Origin of the sequence: Nocardia pneumoniae NBRC 100136, from assembly GCF_000308755.1 — a bacterium.
Classification (GTDB): domain Bacteria; phylum Actinomycetota; class Actinomycetes; order Mycobacteriales; family Mycobacteriaceae; genus Nocardia; species Nocardia pneumoniae.
The window spans coordinates 17,365-35,119 of sequence record NZ_BAGF01000060.1 but is presented as its reverse complement, the minus strand read 5'-3'; the positions used below and the strand labels follow the sequence as shown (position 1 = coordinate 35,119).

Sequence of the window (17,755 nt, the reverse complement as noted above, 5' to 3'; positions counted from 1 at the left end):
CCATGTGCCGTTGATCTCAGCGTTCGTCGGGGTATTGGGGGAGGAGCGTGCCCAATGGGCCCAGGTCGATGTTGAGGTCTTCGGGGGTGAGGCCGAAGTGGTCGCGTAGTTCGTCCATGCGTTGTTCGAGCAGCATCAGCGTGGTGCCGATACGCTCGATTTGGGCGTCGGTCAGGTCGCCCTGGTCCACGCGGCGCAGCGCCTGCCGCTCCATCAGCTGCCGCAGGAGTTCCACCAGGGTGAGGACGAGTTGGACCAGCCCGCGCTCGACGGATTCGGGGTCGGTGTCGATACGCGGTGGGATGCCGCCGAATTCAGTCATCGGGGGGCGGCTCCAGCGCGCCGTGTGCCGAGGAGTCCAGCGCGGGGGTGGACAGCGGGCTGATGGAGGAGATGAGGGCGCGCAGCGAGATCTGCACCATGTCGACGTCCGCGATGGAGAGCCGGATGTCGCCCGTGATGACCACCCCACCGGCCAGCACCCGATCCAACAGGTCGACGAGCGCGACACGGCGCTCGCGGTTGACGTTCGGCGCGACATGGCTCATGCCGGTTCCCTTTCCACTCCCGCGAACGAATACGGTGGCCACGGCCCGGTGAGCTCGAGCCGAATACCGGGGAATTCTGTGCCGAGCTCGTCGACCATCGCCGCGAAACCGTCCGCGCGATCGTCGTCCACCAGATAGGTGCCGTTGAGCACCATCCACTCTCGGCGGCCGGTCAGCGCCGGGTCCGTCACCGGTTGACGGCGGCCAGCGGCGGCGTGCCGGACCAGGCACGCATGGATTTCGTCGGCGTGCAGCGCCGCGTCGCGTTCGACGGTTTCCTGCGCGGCCAGCTGCGCGCGTCGGCGCGCCAGATACGCTGCGCCCGCGCCCTTTCCGCCGCCCTCGCCGCGGCTCGCGGCTTCGGCGGAGGCCGAGACGAGTGCGGCGCGGTCGCCATAGGCTTTCACACCCCACTCCGTGCGGCCGCTCACCAGGGTCAGCGCCGAATCGAAATCCGCTCGCCGGTCATCGAGCATCTCGTGCACCCGATCGTCGTCGAGGAAGACGGTGGCCAGGCGCAGCGGGACAACCGGGCCTCGGCGGACCAGGGCCGAGACGACGGCGTCGTGCGCTCGCGCCGTAGCCTCCAGCCAAGCCAGATCCTCGAGGTTCCGGCGCAGCGGGTCTTCCCCGAAGACCTCGAGCGGCACCGTGCCGACGACGGCCGCCAAACCGCCGGAGACCACGGCACGCACCGGCTCGCCCGCCACCCCGGTTATCCCGCCCAGCTCCTCCGCGACATTCTCGGCCGTCGTCACCGCGTACAGCCAGACGCCGTCAGTCACGATCCCTCGCTTTCCTGGGTTCGCGGCGGCGTTCGATGGGTTCGCGGCGGTCGGCCGCTTCGCTCGGCTCCCTGCGGCGTTCGATGGATACGCGCCGGTCCGCCTCCAGTTCAGCGATCCGGTCGCGCAGTTTCCGATTCTCCAGTTCGAGGTCGTGATCCTGGCGCTCCAGGCTGCGGGCCTTGCTGTTGAGCCAGGGATCGGTCTCCCACCAGTCGATACCTACCGCCTTGGCCGTCTCCAGCGACGCGACGACCAAGCGCAACTTGATGGTGAGAAGTTCGATGTCGAGCAGATTGACCTGGATGTCGCCCGCGATCACCAAGCCTTTGTCGAGGACCCGCTCGAGAATGTCGCCGAGGTTCGTCGACTGACGTGCGCCGCCGTAGGGCATCGGCGCCTGCGACCCACCTTCTGGGACTACCGTCATGGCTGATCCCTTCCGCCGATGTCGGTGCTGCCGCGGGCGTAACGCCGGGTTCTGCGGTAGGCCAGCAGATTGCCGTCCCCATCGATCTCCACCTCGTAGAGCGCCAGCATGTCCGACGACGAGGGGATGCGGCGGTCCTCGAGCACCTCGATCTCCAACAGCCAGCCGTCCTCCGTCGGCTCCATGGAGGTGACTCCCTCCGCCTGCTTCGAGGTCAGCTCCAGCAGATGCTCGGTCGCCGCCGCCGCGACGGCTTGCGGCGCGGCCAGCGGCGGCTCACCCGATTCGGCGTGGACGTCCTCAGAGTCTTCCGATGTCGTATTGCGGCTCACGCGAGGTCACTCCTTCCGATCGGTCGACGTCGGGTCGCCGGACGGCTGGATCATGCGATCGATGACCGCTTGCTGCGCTTGTTTCCGCTCTTCTTCGGACAGGTGACCGGCCGCCGCGGCTTTGTCGATCTCCTCCAGCTCGCGCCGCATGGTGGCTGGATCCCGCATCTGCTGCTCGACCTGATCCTGGATCACTTCAGCCAGCCAGATCACGCCCCGGACGGGAGCGATCGGCAGCGTGAGGATCGACGAGAGCAAGCCCATGTCAGCCCTCCGGGGCTCGTTTGGTCACGAAGTCGTATGCCGCCATCGGGCCGAGCAGGCTCAGCTCGACGCGTCCTTCCCATTCCCCTTCGGCGAGTTGAGTCAACGCCTCCTCCAATTCCCTCTGCCGGGACAGCTCGAGAAGGACCGCGACGTGCACCGCGTCCTCTTCGTGGGTGGGTTCGCGTTGGTTGACCAGCGATGTCAGCGGCTCGAGCAGGGCGAGCATCCGGCGGGTGTCTTCGGTGCGTTTGTTCGTGACCGCCTGATTGACGATCTCGCCCAGAGCGATTCGCTCATTCCGGGTGGCGTCCTCCGGCTTGTCGCGGATTTCGTCCCGCAGCCGCGCCGCCTCGGCGTTCTCGTCGAGCACCTCCCGCAGGAGCATGCCCTCGACGTAGCGTCCTTTGATCACGAACTGCGCCTTGCCCTCGAGTTCCGCGAGCGCGGTGCGGAACTCGTCGTCGTGCGCCTCCAGCAGTTCCTTTTTTACCGCCTCCGGATCGGACATGACCGCTCCGAACCGCAGCGGCAGCACCGGAGCGACGGCTGCCGCACCGTCGAGCAGCCGCGCGTGCGCGGTCAGGTCATCGGGTGTGCCGAAGCGCCGATCGACCGTGACGTCACTGACCAGCGCGGCGATCTCGCCGTGCCGCACCACATCGATGCTGCTCGGGGGATCGCCGACACCGGAGGCGTCCTCCTCGGGCTCCACGTCGGCGGGCACGATGCCGTAGACGTATACGCCGGTGCGCCGACCGCTCTCGGTTTCCCTTTCTTCGGTTGCGTGCTGCGTGGCCATCATTCCTCCTTGCGCCTGGGCCGGGTTACGGGCTGGCGCTTCTCCTCGACCTCGTTGAGGAAGCCCAAGACCTTCTCGCCCGCGGCCTCGAGCGCGCCCTTCGTCTTGTGCTTCGCGGCGCCACTGGTGGCCTCGCCGACCAGATCCGAAAGGCCCTTCGGTTCAGTGCCGATTTCGAGCCGGTTGACGGCGTCGGCGAAGCGCAGGTACGTGTCGACGCTGGCCACGACGACCCTGGCGTCGACGGTCACAAGTTCGATACCGACCAGCGACACGCGCACGAACGCGTCGATGACCAGCCCTTTATCGAGAATCGTGTCGATGACGTCGGCCAAGCTGGACGAGGCTGGGCGCGCCATTGTCCCTGCGCCGCCACCACCGCCGCCGCCTACGGGTTCGATAGTCATGTCCGGTCTCCTTGCCTGTCACTCTGTCGGCGTGCGGCGGTGCTGCGGTGCTGGTTCGCGGGTCGACGGCGCGGCTCGGGTTCCTCGTCCTCGGCCTCTTCCTCGTCCCGCACGTCGGCTACGGGTTCTTCTTCGGTTTCGGTGTCTTCGTCTTCGATGTCGGCCCGCTCCTCGCGGCGGGCGGTCTCGTCGTCCTTCACGACCTTGCTGTCGTGGATCTCGCCGTGCCAGCCCTCGATGTCATCCGGGTGCAGTGCGCTCTGGGTCATGACGTGTCGCTCGAAATGTTTGAGCTCCAGGCGGGCGCGGCGGCCGACCGCATGCCACAAATTGGCCGTCCTCTCGAACACGCCGCCGGGGTGGTACTCGAGCACCATGATGATGCGGGTCAGGTCCGGCGTGAGCTCATGGAAGGTCACCGCGCCGTCGATATAGCCCTTGTGGCCCTTGGAGCGCCACACGATCCGCTCGTACGGCACCTGCTCCACGATCGTGGACTCCCAGGTCCGCCTCGACAAGAACACCTTGCCGGTCCACGCCAGCTTCTCGTCGGACACCTGCTCGACCTGCTCGACCTTCTTCATGAACTTCGGGAAGTCCGCGAACTGCGTCCACTGGTCATAGGCGAGCTCGATCGGAACGCCGACGTCGATCTGCTCGACGATGTTCGTCAGTTTCAGCTTCTTGCCACCGGCGCCCTTGCCCTTTCCGCCGGTCAGGCTCTCCTTGGCTTCGTGGAGCTTGTCCTGGAGCGTGTGCGTGGCCTGCGCCAACCCACCGCTCATGGCCGCCTTGATCGGCGATGCTCCGCCCGCGAGCTTCTCCGCCCCGGTCACCGCCGCCAGCAGGCTGCCGCCTCCTTCGGCGTACTCGGTGAGGCGGTCGGCCGTGCCCGCCACCTTGCCGGTGACTCCCGCGAGAGCGCGATCCATCACGGTGCCGGCCAAGGTCTGCAGTGATTGCTGCAGGTGGCCTGCCGGGGTGGCCTCCTGAACGGTCTTCTGGGCCGTCGCGCCGACGCGGGTTGCGGCTCCGCTCGCCTGGCCCGCGGCGCGGCCAGCGGTCGAACCTGCCTTTCCCACAGCGCGTCCAGCGGTCTTTCCCGCCCTCTCCGTGGCGCGGGCGGCGGTCTTGCCTGTCTTACCCGTAGCGCGGGCGGCGGTCTTGCCTGCCTTGCCAGTAGTGCGGGCGGCGGTCTTGCCTACTTTGTCCGCCGCGTCCGATAGAGATCTCGACGCCATCGGACTCACCTCCTCGTGCGCCGTATGGGCGCTTCCTCGGCCTCGGCGCGAATCCGGTGCCGACGAGGCGAGGCCGCGGTCCGATCCGGTGCACCCGATTTCCTGGACCGGGGCTCACCGCCACGGCGCCGGGTGGTGGACGGCGCCCGGCGTGTCCGGACCGGCCCCGGGGGTTCCTCGGACTCGTCCTCGATCTCCTCGGACTCGTCCTCCTCCGTCTCCTCTTCTTCCGGGTACTCGTCCTCTTCTTCTTCCGGATACTCGTCCGTTTCTTCTTCGGGGTACTCGTCCCCCACGTCCTCGTCGGCGTATCCCTGCTCGTCCTCGGTCGTCTCTTCCGGGTACTCTTCCTCGCCGACGTCCGCGGTCTCGTCTCGCGGTTCTTCCTCCGTCTCGGGCAGCGCCGCCTGTCGTTGCAGGCGGGCGTTCAACGCGTCGATGCGGTTGCTCGCGGCGGTGACCGCCGCGGCCCGCACGGCGCCCATCAACTGTCCGCGGACCGTCTCGGTGATCTCGGCCAGCTCCGGCGACGATTTGAGCAGGGAAGTCCCACGCTCCAGCAGTTCTTGCGTCGGCCCGCCGGAAGACCGCCTGGCCATCGCCGCGCCCGCCAGCGACAGCGCCAAGCGCATCTTGCGCGTGCGGCCCAGCAGATACCCGGCACCCACCCCTAAAGCTATCTTCGCTCCGCCCTTCATCATCACTCCTTGCTTGCCTTCGGCTGCCGCTGCACAGAGAGAAAGGAGGCAGCCGAGGTCCTCTGTGCCCCACGTGCGGGTTAGACCACATCGCCATACCCAAACCTCCCAGCGCACGCTGGGTTACCGCCGGAGAGGCCCATGCTGCCTGCGCAAAGTCCGCAAGATCCGATTGCGCGAGGTCTACCAGCGACTTACCAGTGCTCGATGTCGCCGACGGGGTCGAAAATATTTCTCGAGAAAGTTCGCCAATTACGTCGAAACCGTGCCGCGGGAATAGGTCCACATGTGTAACATGTGTGACATGAGTACCTACAGTCTGAGGGATCTGCGGACGAGGCTCGGTGCCATCGTGCGGGAGGTGGCTGCGACCGGCGACGAGGTCGTCATCACCGACAGTGGCACCGAAATCGCGGTGCTCATCAGCATGGCCGACTACGAGCGTCTGCATGAGCACGCCGACATCGCCGACGCCCTTCGATTGCGGCGGATGCGGGAAGTGCCCTTCGAAACGATGTCGATGTCGGAAATGGTCGAGGAGCTGGGTGTCGACCCCGCGACGGTCCTCGCGTCGTGAGGATCGAGTTCCACCCCGACACACTGAAGCAACTGCAAAAGCTTCCGCGCGATGTGTTCGAAGCCGCGCTCCAGGCCATCATCGGGCTGAGTAAAGAGCCGCGACCCGCCGGTGCGAAGAAGCTTGTCGGCAGCCGTGATGACTGGCGAGTTCGGATCGGTCAGTACCGCATGGTGTACGAGATCGATGATGATGAACAACTCGTGACGATCTACATCGTGGCCAAAAGATCCGACGTCTACCGCTGATCCAACTGGTGCAGGGAACCCTGAGCCGACCGGGCAAGCAAAAACCCCGCCCGGACGCCGTTGTCCGGGCGGGGTCTCGCGTGCGCGACGGCGTCGTCAGCGCCAGCGTTCCGGGGTCACCGGCGCTTCCCAGGCGCGGGCGTAACGGCGCTTGTCGGGGGCGTCGTATTCCTTGCTGCGGTACACCACGTAGGGCCGCACCAGGTAGCCGACCGGCGCGCTGAACATGTGTACCAGCCGGGTGTAGGGCCACAACCCGATCAGCGCGAGCACGACCAACCCGTGCAGCTGGAATGTCCACGGGGTGTCCACCATGAGCTCGGGTTGCGGGGTGAGGGTGAACAGGCTGCGGAACCAGGGGGAGACGGTCTCGCGGTAGTTGTAGGTGCCCCACAGCAGGTTGCTGCCCCAGGTGTTGAGCAGTCCGGTGATCAGCGCCGCGGCCAGCAGCACGTACATCAGCTTGTCGTTGCCGGTGGTGGCCTTGCGGACGGCGGGGACCGTGATACGCCGGTAGAGCAAAATCGCGACCCCGGCCAGCACGGCGAGCCCGGCCACCGAACCCGCCCCGACCGCGATGACGTGGTAGGCGTGCTCGGAGATCCCGACCGCGGCGGTCCACGACTCCGGGATCAGCACGCCGAGCACATGACCGCCGAACACCCCGACCATGCCGAAGTGGAACAGCGGGCTGCCCAAGCGCAGCAGACGGCTCTCGTAGATCTGCGAGGAGCGGGTGGTCCAGCCGAATTGATCGTTGCGGTAGCGCCACAGGTGCCCGAGCACGAACGAGGTGAATGCGATGTACGGCAGGATCAGCCACAGCGAGATCGGCAGATGCGGGGATGCGTTCATCGTCGGCCTTCCGATCCGTCGAACAGGGAGGGGTCCATCGCGAAGGGTTCCAACCCGACCTCTTCCTCCGGCGGCCCCTGCGCGGCGAGCTCGGCGATACGCCGCCGGTCGGCGGTAGTCGGCGGCGGCAGCGTCGCCCCCACCGCGGCGAGCACCCCGGCGTACGGAGAACCGCTGTCGGACAGCGAAAGCCGCAGCAACTCCAGCACCGGAACGTGTTCGCCGAGCAGTCGCTCACCGCCGATCGGATCGACGGTGGCGGCGAACTCCAGCAGCACCGGCAGATGGTCGGGCAGCTCTTCGTCGCCGAGTTCGACACCGGCGTGCCGGTAGGCGTGCTTGAACCGTAACAGCGCCATCCCGCGCTTGCGGGTGTCGCCATAGGCGTAGAAGGTCAGGTGCAGGCTGGCGCGGCGGCGCATGTCGAAGGTTTCGACGTAGGCGGCCGCGAGCTCCAGCGGCGGGGTCGTCCGCAGGTAGTCGAGGCATTCGCTGAGCTGGGCGCGCACCTCGTCCGGCAACTGCGCCGCCGCGGCGGCCACCTGGTCGACCATGGCGAGAGTCTGCTCGGTCGGATAGTCCAGCAGCAGCGCGGCGATCCGCCAGACCAGCTGCCGGTCGCGTTGGGCGAGCTCGACGGACGGTTCCGGGCGGCGGCGCAGCTTCAGCAGGCTCATCGGCCCGCCCCGCTGGGTGCTGAGGCCGGGTCATCGGCGCGGGCGCTGTCGCCATTCGCGACCACGCCGATGCCCGAGCCCTTGGTGGGCTGTCCGTTCGCCGAGCCATTGGCCGGAACGCCGTTGCTCGCGTGCCCGTCGTGCTTGCCGTTGGTCGGCAGCAGGCCGTCGGTGCTCTTACCGTCCCAGTTCAACAGGTTGATCCGAGACGACTTCTGCTCCGGCGCCGCGCCGTTGGTGTCGGTGAGATGGAACTTCTCCACCATCTGGTCGAACGCCGTCATACCCGGTCCGCCGTCGGTGTCCAGGCTGCACCCGGTGGCGAGCGAATCCAGTTCGTGCGCCCGCGCTCCCGCACCGGTCGGGATGACATACCGGTGCTCGTACTTTGCGATGGCCAGCAGCCGGTACATCGCCTCGATCTCCTCCGGCTCCAGCCGCACCGACGGCGCGATCGCGGGATCGGGCTCCTCGCCGAGGTTCACCGAACGCATGAACGAGCGCATCGCCGCCAAGCGCTGCAACGCCGCGCGCACCGGTCCCACGTCACCCGCGGTGAACAGTTCGGCCAGGTACTCCACCGGGATGCGCAGCGCGTCGATGGCGCCGAACAGGTTCGACACGTTCTCGCCGTCGTGCCCGGTCTCGGTGAGCACGTCCACCACCGGCGACAGCGGCGGCACGTACCAGACCATCGGCATGGTGCGGTATTCCGGATGCAGCGGCAGCGCGATCTGGTAGTCCACGATCAGCTTGTAGACCGGCGAATCCTGGGCGGCCTGAATCCATTCCGGCGAGATCCCGGCCCGCTCCGCCTCGGCGATCACTCGCGGCTCGTGCGGGTTCAGGAACACTCCGAGCTGGGACGGGTAGAGGTCCTTGTCGTCGGTGACCGACGCGGCCTCCAGCACGGCGTCGGCGTCGTAGAGCATGACGCCGATGTAGCGCAGCCGTCCGACGCAGGTCTCCGAGCACACCGTCGGCATGCCGACCTCCACGCGCGGGTAGCAGAAGGTGCACTTCTCCGCCTTGCCCGTCTTGTGGTTGAAGTAGATCTTCTTGTACGGGCAGCCCGACACGCACTGCCGCCAGCCGCGGCACTTGTCCTGGTCGACCAGCACGATGCCGTCCTCGGCGCGCTTGTAGATCGCGCCGGAGGGACAGGAGGCCGCACAGGACGGGTTCAGGCAGTGCTCGCAGATCCGCGGCAGGTAGAACATGAAGGTCTCTTCGAACTCCAGCTTCACCTGGTTGGACAGCTTCGCCAGCAGGGGGTCCTTGCCGACCTGCTCGGGGCCGGAGCCGAGGTCGTCATCCCAGTTGGCGCCCCAGGTGACGTTCGTATCCTGGCCGGTGATCAGCGATTTCGGGCGCGCGACCGGCGTGGTGTCGGTGGGCGGCGAGGACAGCAGGTTGTCGTAGTCGTAGCTCCACGGCTCGTAGTAGTCCTCGACCGTGGGCAGGTCCGGGTTGGCGAAGATGTTCAGCAACCGCTTGAACCGGGACCCGGACTTCAGGGTGAGCTTGCCGCGCTTGTTCAGCGTCCAGCCGCCCTTCCACTTCTCCTGATCCTGGTACTGCCGCGGGTAGCCCTGTCCGGGACGGGTCTCCACGTTGTTGAACCAGACGTACTCGGTGCCGCCGCGGTTGGTCCACGCCTGCTTGCAGGTGACCGAGCAGGTGTGGCAGCCGATGCATTTGTCCAGGTTCATCACCATGGCCAGCTGTGCCATGACTCGCATGTCAGTACTCCACTTCCTGCGGACGCCTACGGACAGAGCGTGGTGACCTCGTCGGGCTCATGTCAGTACTCCACTTCCTGCGAGCGCTTGCGGATCGTGGTGACCTCGTCGCGCTGATTTCCGGTGGGGCCGTGGTAGTTCAGCGCGAAGGACTGCTGCGCGTAGCCGCCGATGAGATGCGAGGGCTTGATCATGATGCGGGTGAGCGCGTTGTGGATGCCGCCGCGCTTGCCGCGGCCCTTGGTGTCCTCGCCGATGCCCTCGATGCGCGGCACGTCCACCGCACGGTCCTGGGCGTGGTACATGAACACCGTGCCCTCCGGCATCCGGTGGCTGACGATCGCGCGGGCCACCACGATGCCGTTGCGGTTGATCGCCTCGATCCAGTCGTTGTCCGCCACACCGATCTTCGCGGCGTCGCGGTCGGACATCCAGATCGTCTGCCCGCCGCGGGAGAGCGTCAGCATGTGCAGGTTGTCCTGGTAGGCGGAGTGGATCGACCACTTCGAGTGCGGCGTCAAGTAGCGCACGGTGACGCCCTTCTCGCCGACCTCGCCCACCGCGGGCTCGCGGAACAGCGCGGTCATGTCCAGCGGCGGACGGAAGATCGGCAGCTGCTCGCCGAGTTCGATCATCCAGTCGTGGTCGAGGTAGAAATGCTGCCGCCCGGTGAGCGTGTGCCAGGGCTTGAGCCGCTCGGTGTTGATGGTGAACGGCGAGTACCTGCGTCCGCCGGTCTCGCTGCCCGACCACTCCGGCGAGGTGATCACCGGTACCGGGCGAGCCTGGGTGTCGGCGAAGGAGATTCGCTTGCCCTCGTGCTCGGCGGCCAGGTCGGCCAGCTTGGTGCCGGTGCGGCGTTCCAGCGCGTGGAAGCCCTCCACCGCGAGCCTGCCGTTGGTGGTGCCCGACAGCGCGAGGATCGCCTCGGCCGCGTGCGTGTCCTTGGCCAGTGACGGGCGTCCCTGCGCGATGCCGGACACCACGGTGCCGTTCACCCCGGCGAGGTACTCGACCTCCTGGTCGGGGTAGGTGGTGACGCCCTTGGTGGTGACGCCGAGCGTGTCGATCAGCGGCCCGAGCGCGGCCATCTTCTCCGCGAGCTTCGGGTAGTCGCGTTCGACGACCACCAGCTTCGGCATGGTCTTGCCCGGAATGGGTTCGCACTCACCGGCTTTCCAGTCCAGCACGCGCCCGCCCGCCTGCGCGGTGGCGTCCGGCGAATCGTGCTGCAGCGGCACGGCGACGATGTCCTTGCGCTTGCCCAGGTGCTTCTCGGCCATCCAGGAGAAGCCGCGCGCGATCCGGTGGAAGGCGTCGAAGTCGGTCTTCGCCTCCCACGGCGGCGAGATGGCCGGGGAGAAGGCGTGCACGAACGGGTGCATGTCGGTGGAGGACAGGTCGTGCTTCTCGTACCAGGTGGCGGCGGGCAGCACGATGTCGGAGAACAGCGTGGTGCTGGTCATCCGGAAGTCCAGCGACAGCAGCAGGTCCAGCTTGCCGGTGGCGGCGGTCTCGCGCCAGTTCAGCTCTTGGGGCCGCACGCCGGTGGCGTCGGTGGTCTGCAAGTTGGAGTCGGCGCCGAGCAGATGGCGCTGGAAGTACTCGTTGCCCTTGCCGGAGGAGCCGAGCAGGTTGGCCCGCCACACGGTCAGGCAGCGCGGGAAGTTCTCCGGCGCGTCCGGGTCCTCGCAGGCGAACCGCAGGTCACCGGACTTCAGCCCGTCGACCACGTGCTCGGGCGCGGTTTTGCCCGCGGCCTCGGCCTCGTCCACCAGGTCGAGCGGATTGCGGTCGAACGTCGGGTAGCTCGGCATCCAGCCAAGCCGGGTGGCCAGCGCGATGTTGTCGGCGGCCGTGCGACCGGCGAACTTCCCGTCGCCCAGCGGCGAGGCGAACGACTCCGCGGTGAACGGGTCGTAGCGCCACTGGTCGTTGGTCAGATACCAGAACACCGTGCCCTGCATCTGCCGCGGCGGGCGCTGCCAGTCCAGACCGAACGCCAGCGTGGACCACCCGGTGACCGGGCGGCACTTCTCCTGCCCGACGTAATGCGCCCAGCCGCCGCCGTTCACGCCCTGGCAGCCGGTCAGCAGGGTCAGGGTGAAGAACGCGCGGTAGATCTGGTCGGAGTGGAACCAGTGGTTGGTGCCCGCGCCCATCAGGATCATCGAGCGGCCGCCGGAGCGGTCGGCGTTGTCGGCGAACTCCCGCGCGATGCGCTCGGCCTGCACGGCGGGCACGCCGGTGATGGCCTCCTGCCAGGCCGGGGTGTAGGGCTCGGCCGCGTCGTCGTAGCCGCTCGCCCAGGTTCCGGGCAGGCCGTCGCGGCCGACGCCGTACTGGGCCAGCAGCAGATCGAAGACCGTGGTGACGCGTTTGCCCGCGACCGTCGTGGTCGGCACGCCGCGGGTGAGCACGCCGGGGGTGTCGCTGTCGAAGCGGGGAATCTGTACGGCCGCAGCGTCGTCGGTGCGGCCGTACAGAGTCAGCAGGGGATCGACGTCCCCGAGGTCGAGGTTCCACTTTCCGGCGCCCGCTTCGCCGAAGCGATGGCCGAGCGACCCGTTGGGCACCACCGGCTGCGCCTCGTCGTTCAGCAGCACCGTCTGGAACTGCACGTTCTCCCCGGTGTGGCCGAGATCGGCCGCGGTGAGGAACTTTCCGGGCACATACGACCCGTCGCGCTCGTCCAGTGTGATGAGGAACGGCAGATCGGTGTAGCGCTTGACGTAGTCGAGGAAGCGCGGCGTCGACTTCTGGACGAAGAACTCCTTGAGCACCACATGGCCCATCGCCATGGCCAAGGCGGCGTCGGTGCCGGGGCGGGCGGGCACCCACTCGTCGGCGAACTTGGTGTTGTCGGCGTAGTCGGGGGAGACCACCACCACCTTCTGGCCGCGGTAGCGCGCCTCGGTCATGTAGTGCGCGTCCGGCGTCCGGGTGACCGGCACGTTGGAGCCCCACATGATGAGATAGCCCGCGTCGAACCAGTCCGCGGACTCCGGCACGTCGGTCTGGTCGCCGAACACCTGCGGCGAGGCCACCGGCAGGTCGGCGTACCAGTCGTAGAACGACAGCATGGAGCCGCCGAGCAGGGAGATGAACCGGGCGCCGACGGCATGGCTCACCATGGACATGGCCGGAATCGGCGAGAACCCGGCGACGCGGTCCGGCCCGTACTGCTTGATCGTGTAAACATGTGCGGCGGCGGCGATTTCGGCAGCCTCCCACCATTCGGCGCGGACGAAGCCGCCCTTGCCGCGCGCGGCCTTGTAGTTGCGCGCCTTCTCCGGGTCTTCGACGATCTCGCCCCAGGCCAGCACGGGGTCTTTGAGCCGGGACTTGGCTTCCCGGTACAGCTCCAGCAGCGTGCCGCGCACGTAGGGATAGCGAACCCGGGCGGGTGAGTAGGTGTACCAGGAGAAGGACGCGCCGCGGGGACAGCCGCGGGGCTCGTACTCCGGCTTGTCGGCGCCGACGGACGGGTAGTCGGTCTGCTGCGATTCCCAGGTGATCACACCATCTTTGACGTAGATCTTCCACGAACACGACCCCGTGCAGTTCACGCCGTGCGTCGAGCGCACCACCTTGTCGTGCGACCAGCGGTCCCGGTAGAACTCGTCGGCGCTGCGACCGCCGACCTTGTGCAGCGTCCGCTGGTCGGCGGACACCTCGCCCCGGTGGAAGTATTTTCCCAGCCGCAGGAGGGCGTCCCCGGCGTCGGTGGCCGGGGTGGAGGGTACGCGACCCTGGGTACGCGAATTAACCACGACGTCCCCTTCGAGCTGTTAAATCGGGCTGATGTGTCGAGGGTAAGGAGACGTCGACGGCTCGCCAAACAACTCTCTCACAGCCCATTCGAGTGCGTGGTGAGTTGTGAGATCGCCGCAACGTGGTGGTCACGGTGGCGCGATGCCGCCGCGCCGCGTCCGAAGGGACGACCAGGGAGGATGCGCGATGACCTGGTCAAAAGCGGCTCAGAGGGAGTGGCTCACGGCCGGGTCGGTGATGCTTTGGAAACGACCGGTTCTCTCGCGCTTTACATTTGTTAACACAACTGAACAGCCCTCGGCGGTGCTGGTTTTACTTGTTTCCGGTTGCTTCCGTGAAGCTTTCCCGGCCGCATTCAGTTGCCTGGATCACAATTCGCGGAAAGTTTGCGATTACGGGAAATAGCATAGGGAAGTCGCGGGATCGATGGGGGCCATTCGAGCACGGAAGAGGGTCGCGTCCAGGGCACGTCCATGCTCGGCTATGTCTCGGCAAGCGGTGAGCGTATCCGCGCCCAGCTCGACTTTTTGAACCTTCGGGGTTGTCGTCTGTGCTGGCGACGCGCCGCCGGTCGATCATGGGCGGAAGCCCGTGGTTGATCATGTCCCTTTGCGTCAGAAGGACTTTCGGGTCGTGACTCGGACGCGAAGATCAAAGCTAGAGGAACGAGGGCGCCAAGCGGTCGGCGGTGCGCAGCGCGAAGGCGAGCGGCCGGGCGAGGGATGCCACGAGCGCGCCATGCAGGCGGCCGCGACGCCGCGCCGACACCCGCGGCGGGAGCGTCGCGAACAGCGTCGCGAGGCCCGGGAGCGGGCGGACGAAGACCTTGCATTCGACGATCTGCCCCTGCTCGTCGCAGCGCACCAGATTCATGGCTTCGAGTTCCACCCCGCGAACGCGTGCGCGAAACGAGAACGATCCCGTATCGCCGAGCACGAGCGGTTCGGTGGCGGTGAGGTCCTCGAGGATGGCGAAGATGTCGCGGTGCAGTGCCGCAACCTCCTCCTTGCCCTCGAACCGTAGCCGCGTGGTGAGGGGGGAGTGAAAGACGACGTCATGCGCCAAGAGTTCGGCCACCGCGTCGGCATCGCCGGTTTCCCCGGCGGTGCGGAGGGCGGCGACCGCCGTTGCGGTCAGCGAGGTAGCAGGGGTGGCGGGGCCCGAGATCGGCATTGGAACCTCTCGTGGGAGCGCATCGAGTGTTCGCTTGATAAATCAAGTCTTATGGAAGAAGTCAAGCGGAAGTCAGCTCGTTCCTATGGGCAGTTCTGCGGTCTGGCGCGCTCGCTGGACGTGGTGGGGGATCGCTGGAGCCTGCTGGTCGTCCGCGAGCTCCTCCCCGGCCCGATGCGCTACGGCGAACTCGTGGCATCGCTGGGCGGGATAGCCACCAACCTGCTCGCCGACCGCCTTCGGAGCTTGGAGTCATGCGGAGTGATCGAGCGGCGGCTGGCCGCCTCGGGCGGTGTCGTGTACGCGCTGACGCCGCGGGGCGGTGAGCTGCGTGAAACGGTCGAGGCGTTGATCCGATGGAGCTTCCCGTTGATGGTCAGCGGCCGAGGCGGCGATGCCTTTCAGCCTCGCTGGCTGGCCGTCGCACTCCCCGCGCTGCTGCGGGGAAGGACGGCAGAATCTCCGATTGAGCTGGGTATCGAGGTTGCCGATCTTTTCCTGACCGTGCGAATCGACAAGGACGGCCCCCACCTGACTCTCCACCCCGACCGGTGCCCCGACACGATTCTCGAAGCGGAGCCGGAGGTTGTCCTGGGACTCGCCGCCGGTGCGATCGGCATCGATGACGCCCTGGGCCAAGCGAGCGTCCACGGCGATCCGCGTGTCGTCACCACGGTGCTGGCCGGGGCGCAGACATGAGCGGGCTGCTCGACGAGGTCCTCACTGCCCATGGCGGCCTCGAACAGTGGCGGGCTGTGACGGCCGTGACTGCCCATGGGAGATTCGGGGGCCTCCTGCGCTCGCGCTTTCCCGGGAACCGGATGGCCGAGGTGACCGTGCGGGTGCAGTTGGCGCAACAGCACGCCGTCTTTCTCGGCTTCCCGCAACAGGACCAGCAAGCGGTGTTCGACCGAGGCGACGTACGGATCGAGACCCGCGATGGCGAACTGATCAACGCTCGGCGTAACGCTCGCGCCGCCTTCGCCGGGCTCAGCGGACTCCGTCGCAACCTCCGCTGGGACGCTCTGGATGCCGCGTACTTCGCCGGATACGCATGGTGGAACTACCTCTCGACACCCCTGCTTCTGACGCGCGAGGGAGTCACCGTCACCGAAGGCGAGACCTGGCCGGAAGCCGGTGAGCGGTGGCGACGCCTCGAGGTCGGCTTCCCGCCGGACCTCCACACCCACTCCCGACACCAGACCTTCCACGTCGACGCCGCCGGTCTCATCCGCCGGCACGACTACGTTGCCCACCCGATCGGTCGATGGGCGCGCGCCGCCCACTACTGCAACGACCACCGACCCTTCGCTGGACTCGTCTTTCCCATACGGCGACGAGTGCGCCCACGAGGACCCGGCGGCCGAACTCTCCCCCATCCGATTCTCGTCGCACTCGACATCGACCACATCGAGATCGAGCCATAGCCGCGCCGCTCCTCATCCGGATAACCACCCAATCGAGTCCGATGGCGCTGGCGCAGGTATCCGAGACTCTTGTGCGAATCGTCAGCGGCGCTGGCGGACCGAGGATGTCCAACCGACCTATTGCATCCGCCCTCGCCGGTCCTCAGCTGAGATCTGGCGGCTGCTTGTGTCCGCCGAGCGATCTACGCTGTGGGAACCAGGTCATCGAATCGTGTTCGGAACTGGTCGGCGTCGTCGCCGCCGGTCTGCCGTGCGGCGAGGTAGACCGGCCGTAATTCGTTGACCAGGCGTGGTGACCGCACGGGCCCTTCGAGCATGGTGAGGGCGGTGAGTCCTTCATGGATGGCGGTGGTGGTGTCGCCGAGGAGGGCAAGGGAGGCGGCGTAGTAGGCGCGGTAGGAGGCTTCGTCGCGCGGTGGGTGGGTGCCGATGGTGACACTGTCGTGGTAGATGGTGACGGCTTTGTCGTGCTGGCCGAGGTAGCGGCGGGCGTGGGCTTCGATGGTACGGATCTCGGCTTCGGTGATGTAGTGCAGCCGTACGGGGTCGTTGGGGTCGTCGAGGCCGCGGTCGACTTGGCGCCAGGCGGCGGCGAGGGCACGTTCGCATTGGCGACGGTCGCCGACGGCTGCGTGGGCGACGCCTTCACGGGCGGCGAGGAGGGCTTGCAGGCGAGCGGAGGGGTCGTGACGGCTGCGGGCGCTGGCGCGCAGACTCAGTTGGAGGGCTTCGCGCATCCGTCCGCCCGTCCATGCCTGCTGCCGCAGGGCATCGATGATGTCGGCGGCCAGCGAGTCGTCCCCGCCGCGTTCGGCGAGGATCAGCGCGTCTTTGTAGCACCTGCCAGCAGTGGTCTGGTCTCCGCCGTCGTAGGCAAGCCAGCCGCTGACGAGACCGAGATTGCCTGCGACGGCGGCGAGTTGGGTGCCGGTGCGGGGATCGTAGTCGGCATGGTCGAGCAGCCGTGTGGCGATGGCGAACTGGTCGAGTGCGGTCTTGACGAGTCCGCCGCTGCCGAAGTCGTTGTCGTGTGCCCAGAGCTGATCGGCGATATCGGCGAGATAGCGCACGTGGTCGGCTCCCACGAGCTGGCCGGTGGCAGCGTGGGAGGTCGCTGCGGCCGGGGTGGTGGTGAGGGCGGCGGCGAGGATGAATGCGCTGGCCTGCCCGAACTGCCTACGGTCCACGTCGGCTCCTTCGCTGTCGGTGATTTCGATGTTCCCAACGTCGGACGTTTCGAGCAAGGCGGGCAGCAGCGCGAGCCGGGGGACGCCCAGGGCATCGGCGGTGCGGCCCATCTGATAGATGTCGCAGATCGTGGCGACCTCGTCGCGTTCGACGCGTCCGGCATGCGTGCGGTCCCAGTGCATGAGCTCACCGAACCCGGCCTGGGTCATGCCCGCGGCCTTGCGGACCAGCGTGAACGCCCGCCCGGGACGCCGGGCGGCCAGGTGGGCGCGGAACTCGGGTGTGTCCCACGCGAAGATCGAACTGTCGGCCATGTCCACCCCTTGACCTGCGCCGATTTGCGTCAATACGGACACACTGTAGGCCGCCGCATGTGTTGTCGACCGCATATTTCGCACATCCGGCGGCCCGATCGACGCTGTCGCCCAACACCATTCGCTGTACCAGGCTGACTCCAGCACCAGGGCCGGGCTTGTGCCCCGACCGCGTTGGGTCGCCCATCGGGCAGTCTCTCGGTCTCCGGGTGCTCATCAGTCGAGCAAGCATGGAGGCGCGGGGATGGGGATAGACGACACGCAGGTGCTGCA

20 protein-coding genes are annotated in these 17,755 nt (G+C 67.3%); 4 read left to right on the top strand and 16 right to left on the bottom strand.

Annotated features, from left to right (window positions below; all coding sequences use genetic code 11):
- Nucleotides 1-16: 16 nt before the first annotated feature.
- The 10 genes from ON34_RS20360 to ON34_RS20315 are packed head-to-tail and all read right to left on the bottom strand — an operon-like array spanning nucleotide 17 to nucleotide 5,507.
- On the bottom strand, nucleotides 17-322 hold the full coding sequence (locus ON34_RS20360; RefSeq protein WP_040781642.1) for a gas vesicle protein K: 306 nt from the start codon (nucleotides 320-322) through the stop codon (nucleotides 17-19).
- Entirely contained in the window at nucleotides 315-548 is a 234-nt protein-coding gene (locus ON34_RS20355; protein WP_040781639.1) for a gas vesicle protein, read from the bottom strand. The genes ON34_RS20360 and ON34_RS20355 overlap by 8 nt, the downstream gene beginning before the upstream one ends.
- A complete protein-coding gene (locus ON34_RS20350) occupies nucleotides 545-1,336 on the bottom strand; it encodes a GvpL/GvpF family gas vesicle protein (protein ID WP_040781636.1) in 792 nt (263 codons plus the stop codon). Before ON34_RS20350 ends, ON34_RS20355 begins: the two co-directional genes overlap by 4 nt.
- Nucleotides 1,326-1,763 (bottom strand): gas vesicle protein, encoded by a 438-nt coding sequence (locus ON34_RS20345; RefSeq protein WP_040781634.1) that lies wholly within the window; start codon nucleotides 1,761-1,763, stop codon nucleotides 1,326-1,328. Before ON34_RS20345 ends, ON34_RS20350 begins: the two co-directional genes overlap by 11 nt.
- Nucleotides 1,760-2,095: a gas vesicle protein GvpO gene (gvpO, locus tag ON34_RS20340; RefSeq protein WP_051022907.1), complete on the bottom strand. Its 336-nt coding sequence runs from the start codon at nucleotides 2,093-2,095 to the stop codon at nucleotides 1,760-1,762. Before gvpO ends, ON34_RS20345 begins: the two co-directional genes overlap by 4 nt.
- Nucleotides 2,096-2,101: 6 nt before the next feature.
- Nucleotides 2,102-2,359 carry a gas vesicle protein GvpG gene (locus tag ON34_RS20335; RefSeq protein WP_040781632.1) on the bottom strand — a complete coding sequence of 86 codons (258 nt, stop codon included), beginning with the start codon at nucleotides 2,357-2,359 and terminating at the stop codon, nucleotides 2,102-2,104.
- A 1-nt stretch (nucleotide 2,360) separates the two neighbouring features.
- Entirely contained in the window at nucleotides 2,361-3,164 is an 804-nt protein-coding gene (locus ON34_RS20330; protein WP_373291951.1) for a GvpL/GvpF family gas vesicle protein, read from the bottom strand.
- Nucleotides 3,161-3,568, bottom strand: a complete 408-nt coding sequence (gene gvpJ / locus ON34_RS20325) for a gas vesicle protein GvpJ (protein WP_085997110.1) — start codon at nucleotides 3,566-3,568, stop codon at nucleotides 3,161-3,163. Before gvpJ ends, ON34_RS20330 begins: the two co-directional genes overlap by 4 nt.
- Nucleotides 3,565-4,809: an SRPBCC family protein gene (locus tag ON34_RS20320; protein ID WP_040781624.1), complete on the bottom strand. Its 1,245-nt coding sequence runs from the start codon at nucleotides 4,807-4,809 to the stop codon at nucleotides 3,565-3,567. The genes gvpJ and ON34_RS20320 overlap by 4 nt, the downstream gene beginning before the upstream one ends.
- A 5-nt stretch (nucleotides 4,810-4,814) precedes the next feature.
- Complete coding sequence (locus ON34_RS20315; RefSeq protein ID WP_040781692.1) at nucleotides 4,815-5,507, bottom strand: hypothetical protein; 693 nt, start codon at nucleotides 5,505-5,507, stop codon at nucleotides 4,815-4,817.
- 304 nt (nucleotides 5,508-5,811) lie between these two features.
- On the opposite strand from ON34_RS20315, the gene ON34_RS20310 reads away from it, so the two are divergent.
- Nucleotides 5,812-6,084 (top strand): type II toxin-antitoxin system Phd/YefM family antitoxin, encoded by a 273-nt coding sequence (locus ON34_RS20310; RefSeq protein ID WP_083889586.1) that lies wholly within the window; start codon nucleotides 5,812-5,814, stop codon nucleotides 6,082-6,084.
- Entirely contained in the window at nucleotides 6,081-6,332 is a 252-nt protein-coding gene (locus ON34_RS20305) for a type II toxin-antitoxin system RelE family toxin (RefSeq protein ID WP_040781620.1), read from the top strand. The genes ON34_RS20310 and ON34_RS20305 overlap by 4 nt, the downstream gene beginning before the upstream one ends.
- Nucleotides 6,333-6,428: 96 nt before the next feature.
- Here ON34_RS20305 and narI read toward each other — a convergent pair whose 3' ends face one another.
- The 5 genes from narI to ON34_RS20280 form a co-directional block, all read right to left on the bottom strand.
- Nucleotides 6,429-7,187: a respiratory nitrate reductase subunit gamma gene (gene narI / locus ON34_RS20300; RefSeq protein WP_040781618.1), complete on the bottom strand. Its 759-nt coding sequence runs from the start codon at nucleotides 7,185-7,187 to the stop codon at nucleotides 6,429-6,431.
- Nucleotides 7,184-7,864: a nitrate reductase molybdenum cofactor assembly chaperone gene (gene narJ, locus ON34_RS20295; protein WP_040781616.1), complete on the bottom strand. Its 681-nt coding sequence runs from the start codon at nucleotides 7,862-7,864 to the stop codon at nucleotides 7,184-7,186. Before narJ ends, narI begins: the two co-directional genes overlap by 4 nt.
- On the bottom strand, nucleotides 7,861-9,597 hold the full coding sequence (narH, locus tag ON34_RS20290; RefSeq protein ID WP_051022905.1) for a nitrate reductase subunit beta: 1,737 nt from the start codon (nucleotides 9,595-9,597) through the stop codon (nucleotides 7,861-7,863). Before narH ends, narJ begins: the two co-directional genes overlap by 4 nt.
- 71 nt (nucleotides 9,598-9,668) lie before the next feature.
- Nucleotides 9,669-13,379 (bottom strand): nitrate reductase subunit alpha, encoded by a 3,711-nt coding sequence (locus ON34_RS20285; RefSeq protein WP_040781613.1) that lies wholly within the window; start codon nucleotides 13,377-13,379, stop codon nucleotides 9,669-9,671.
- Nucleotides 13,380-14,037: 658 nt separating this feature from the next.
- Nucleotides 14,038-14,457, bottom strand: a complete 420-nt coding sequence (locus ON34_RS20280; RefSeq protein ID WP_157172353.1) for a nuclear transport factor 2 family protein — start codon at nucleotides 14,455-14,457, stop codon at nucleotides 14,038-14,040.
- Between ON34_RS20280 and ON34_RS20275 the strand changes: the two genes are divergently transcribed.
- Entirely contained in the window at nucleotides 14,437-15,252 is an 816-nt protein-coding gene (locus tag ON34_RS20275; protein WP_306303648.1) for a winged helix-turn-helix transcriptional regulator, read from the top strand. The genes ON34_RS20280 and ON34_RS20275 overlap by 21 nt on opposite strands.
- A complete protein-coding gene (locus ON34_RS20270) occupies nucleotides 15,249-15,980 on the top strand; it encodes a hypothetical protein (RefSeq protein ID WP_040781610.1) in 732 nt (243 codons plus the stop codon). The genes ON34_RS20275 and ON34_RS20270 overlap by 4 nt, the downstream gene beginning before the upstream one ends.
- Before the next feature lie 182 nt (nucleotides 15,981-16,162).
- On the opposite strand, the gene ON34_RS20265 is transcribed toward ON34_RS20270, so the two are convergent.
- Nucleotides 16,163-17,482 (bottom strand): NsdA family TPR-like regulatory protein, encoded by a 1,320-nt coding sequence (locus ON34_RS20265; RefSeq protein ID WP_040781607.1) that lies wholly within the window; start codon nucleotides 17,480-17,482, stop codon nucleotides 16,163-16,165.
- Nucleotides 17,483-17,755: the final 273 nt, after the last annotated feature.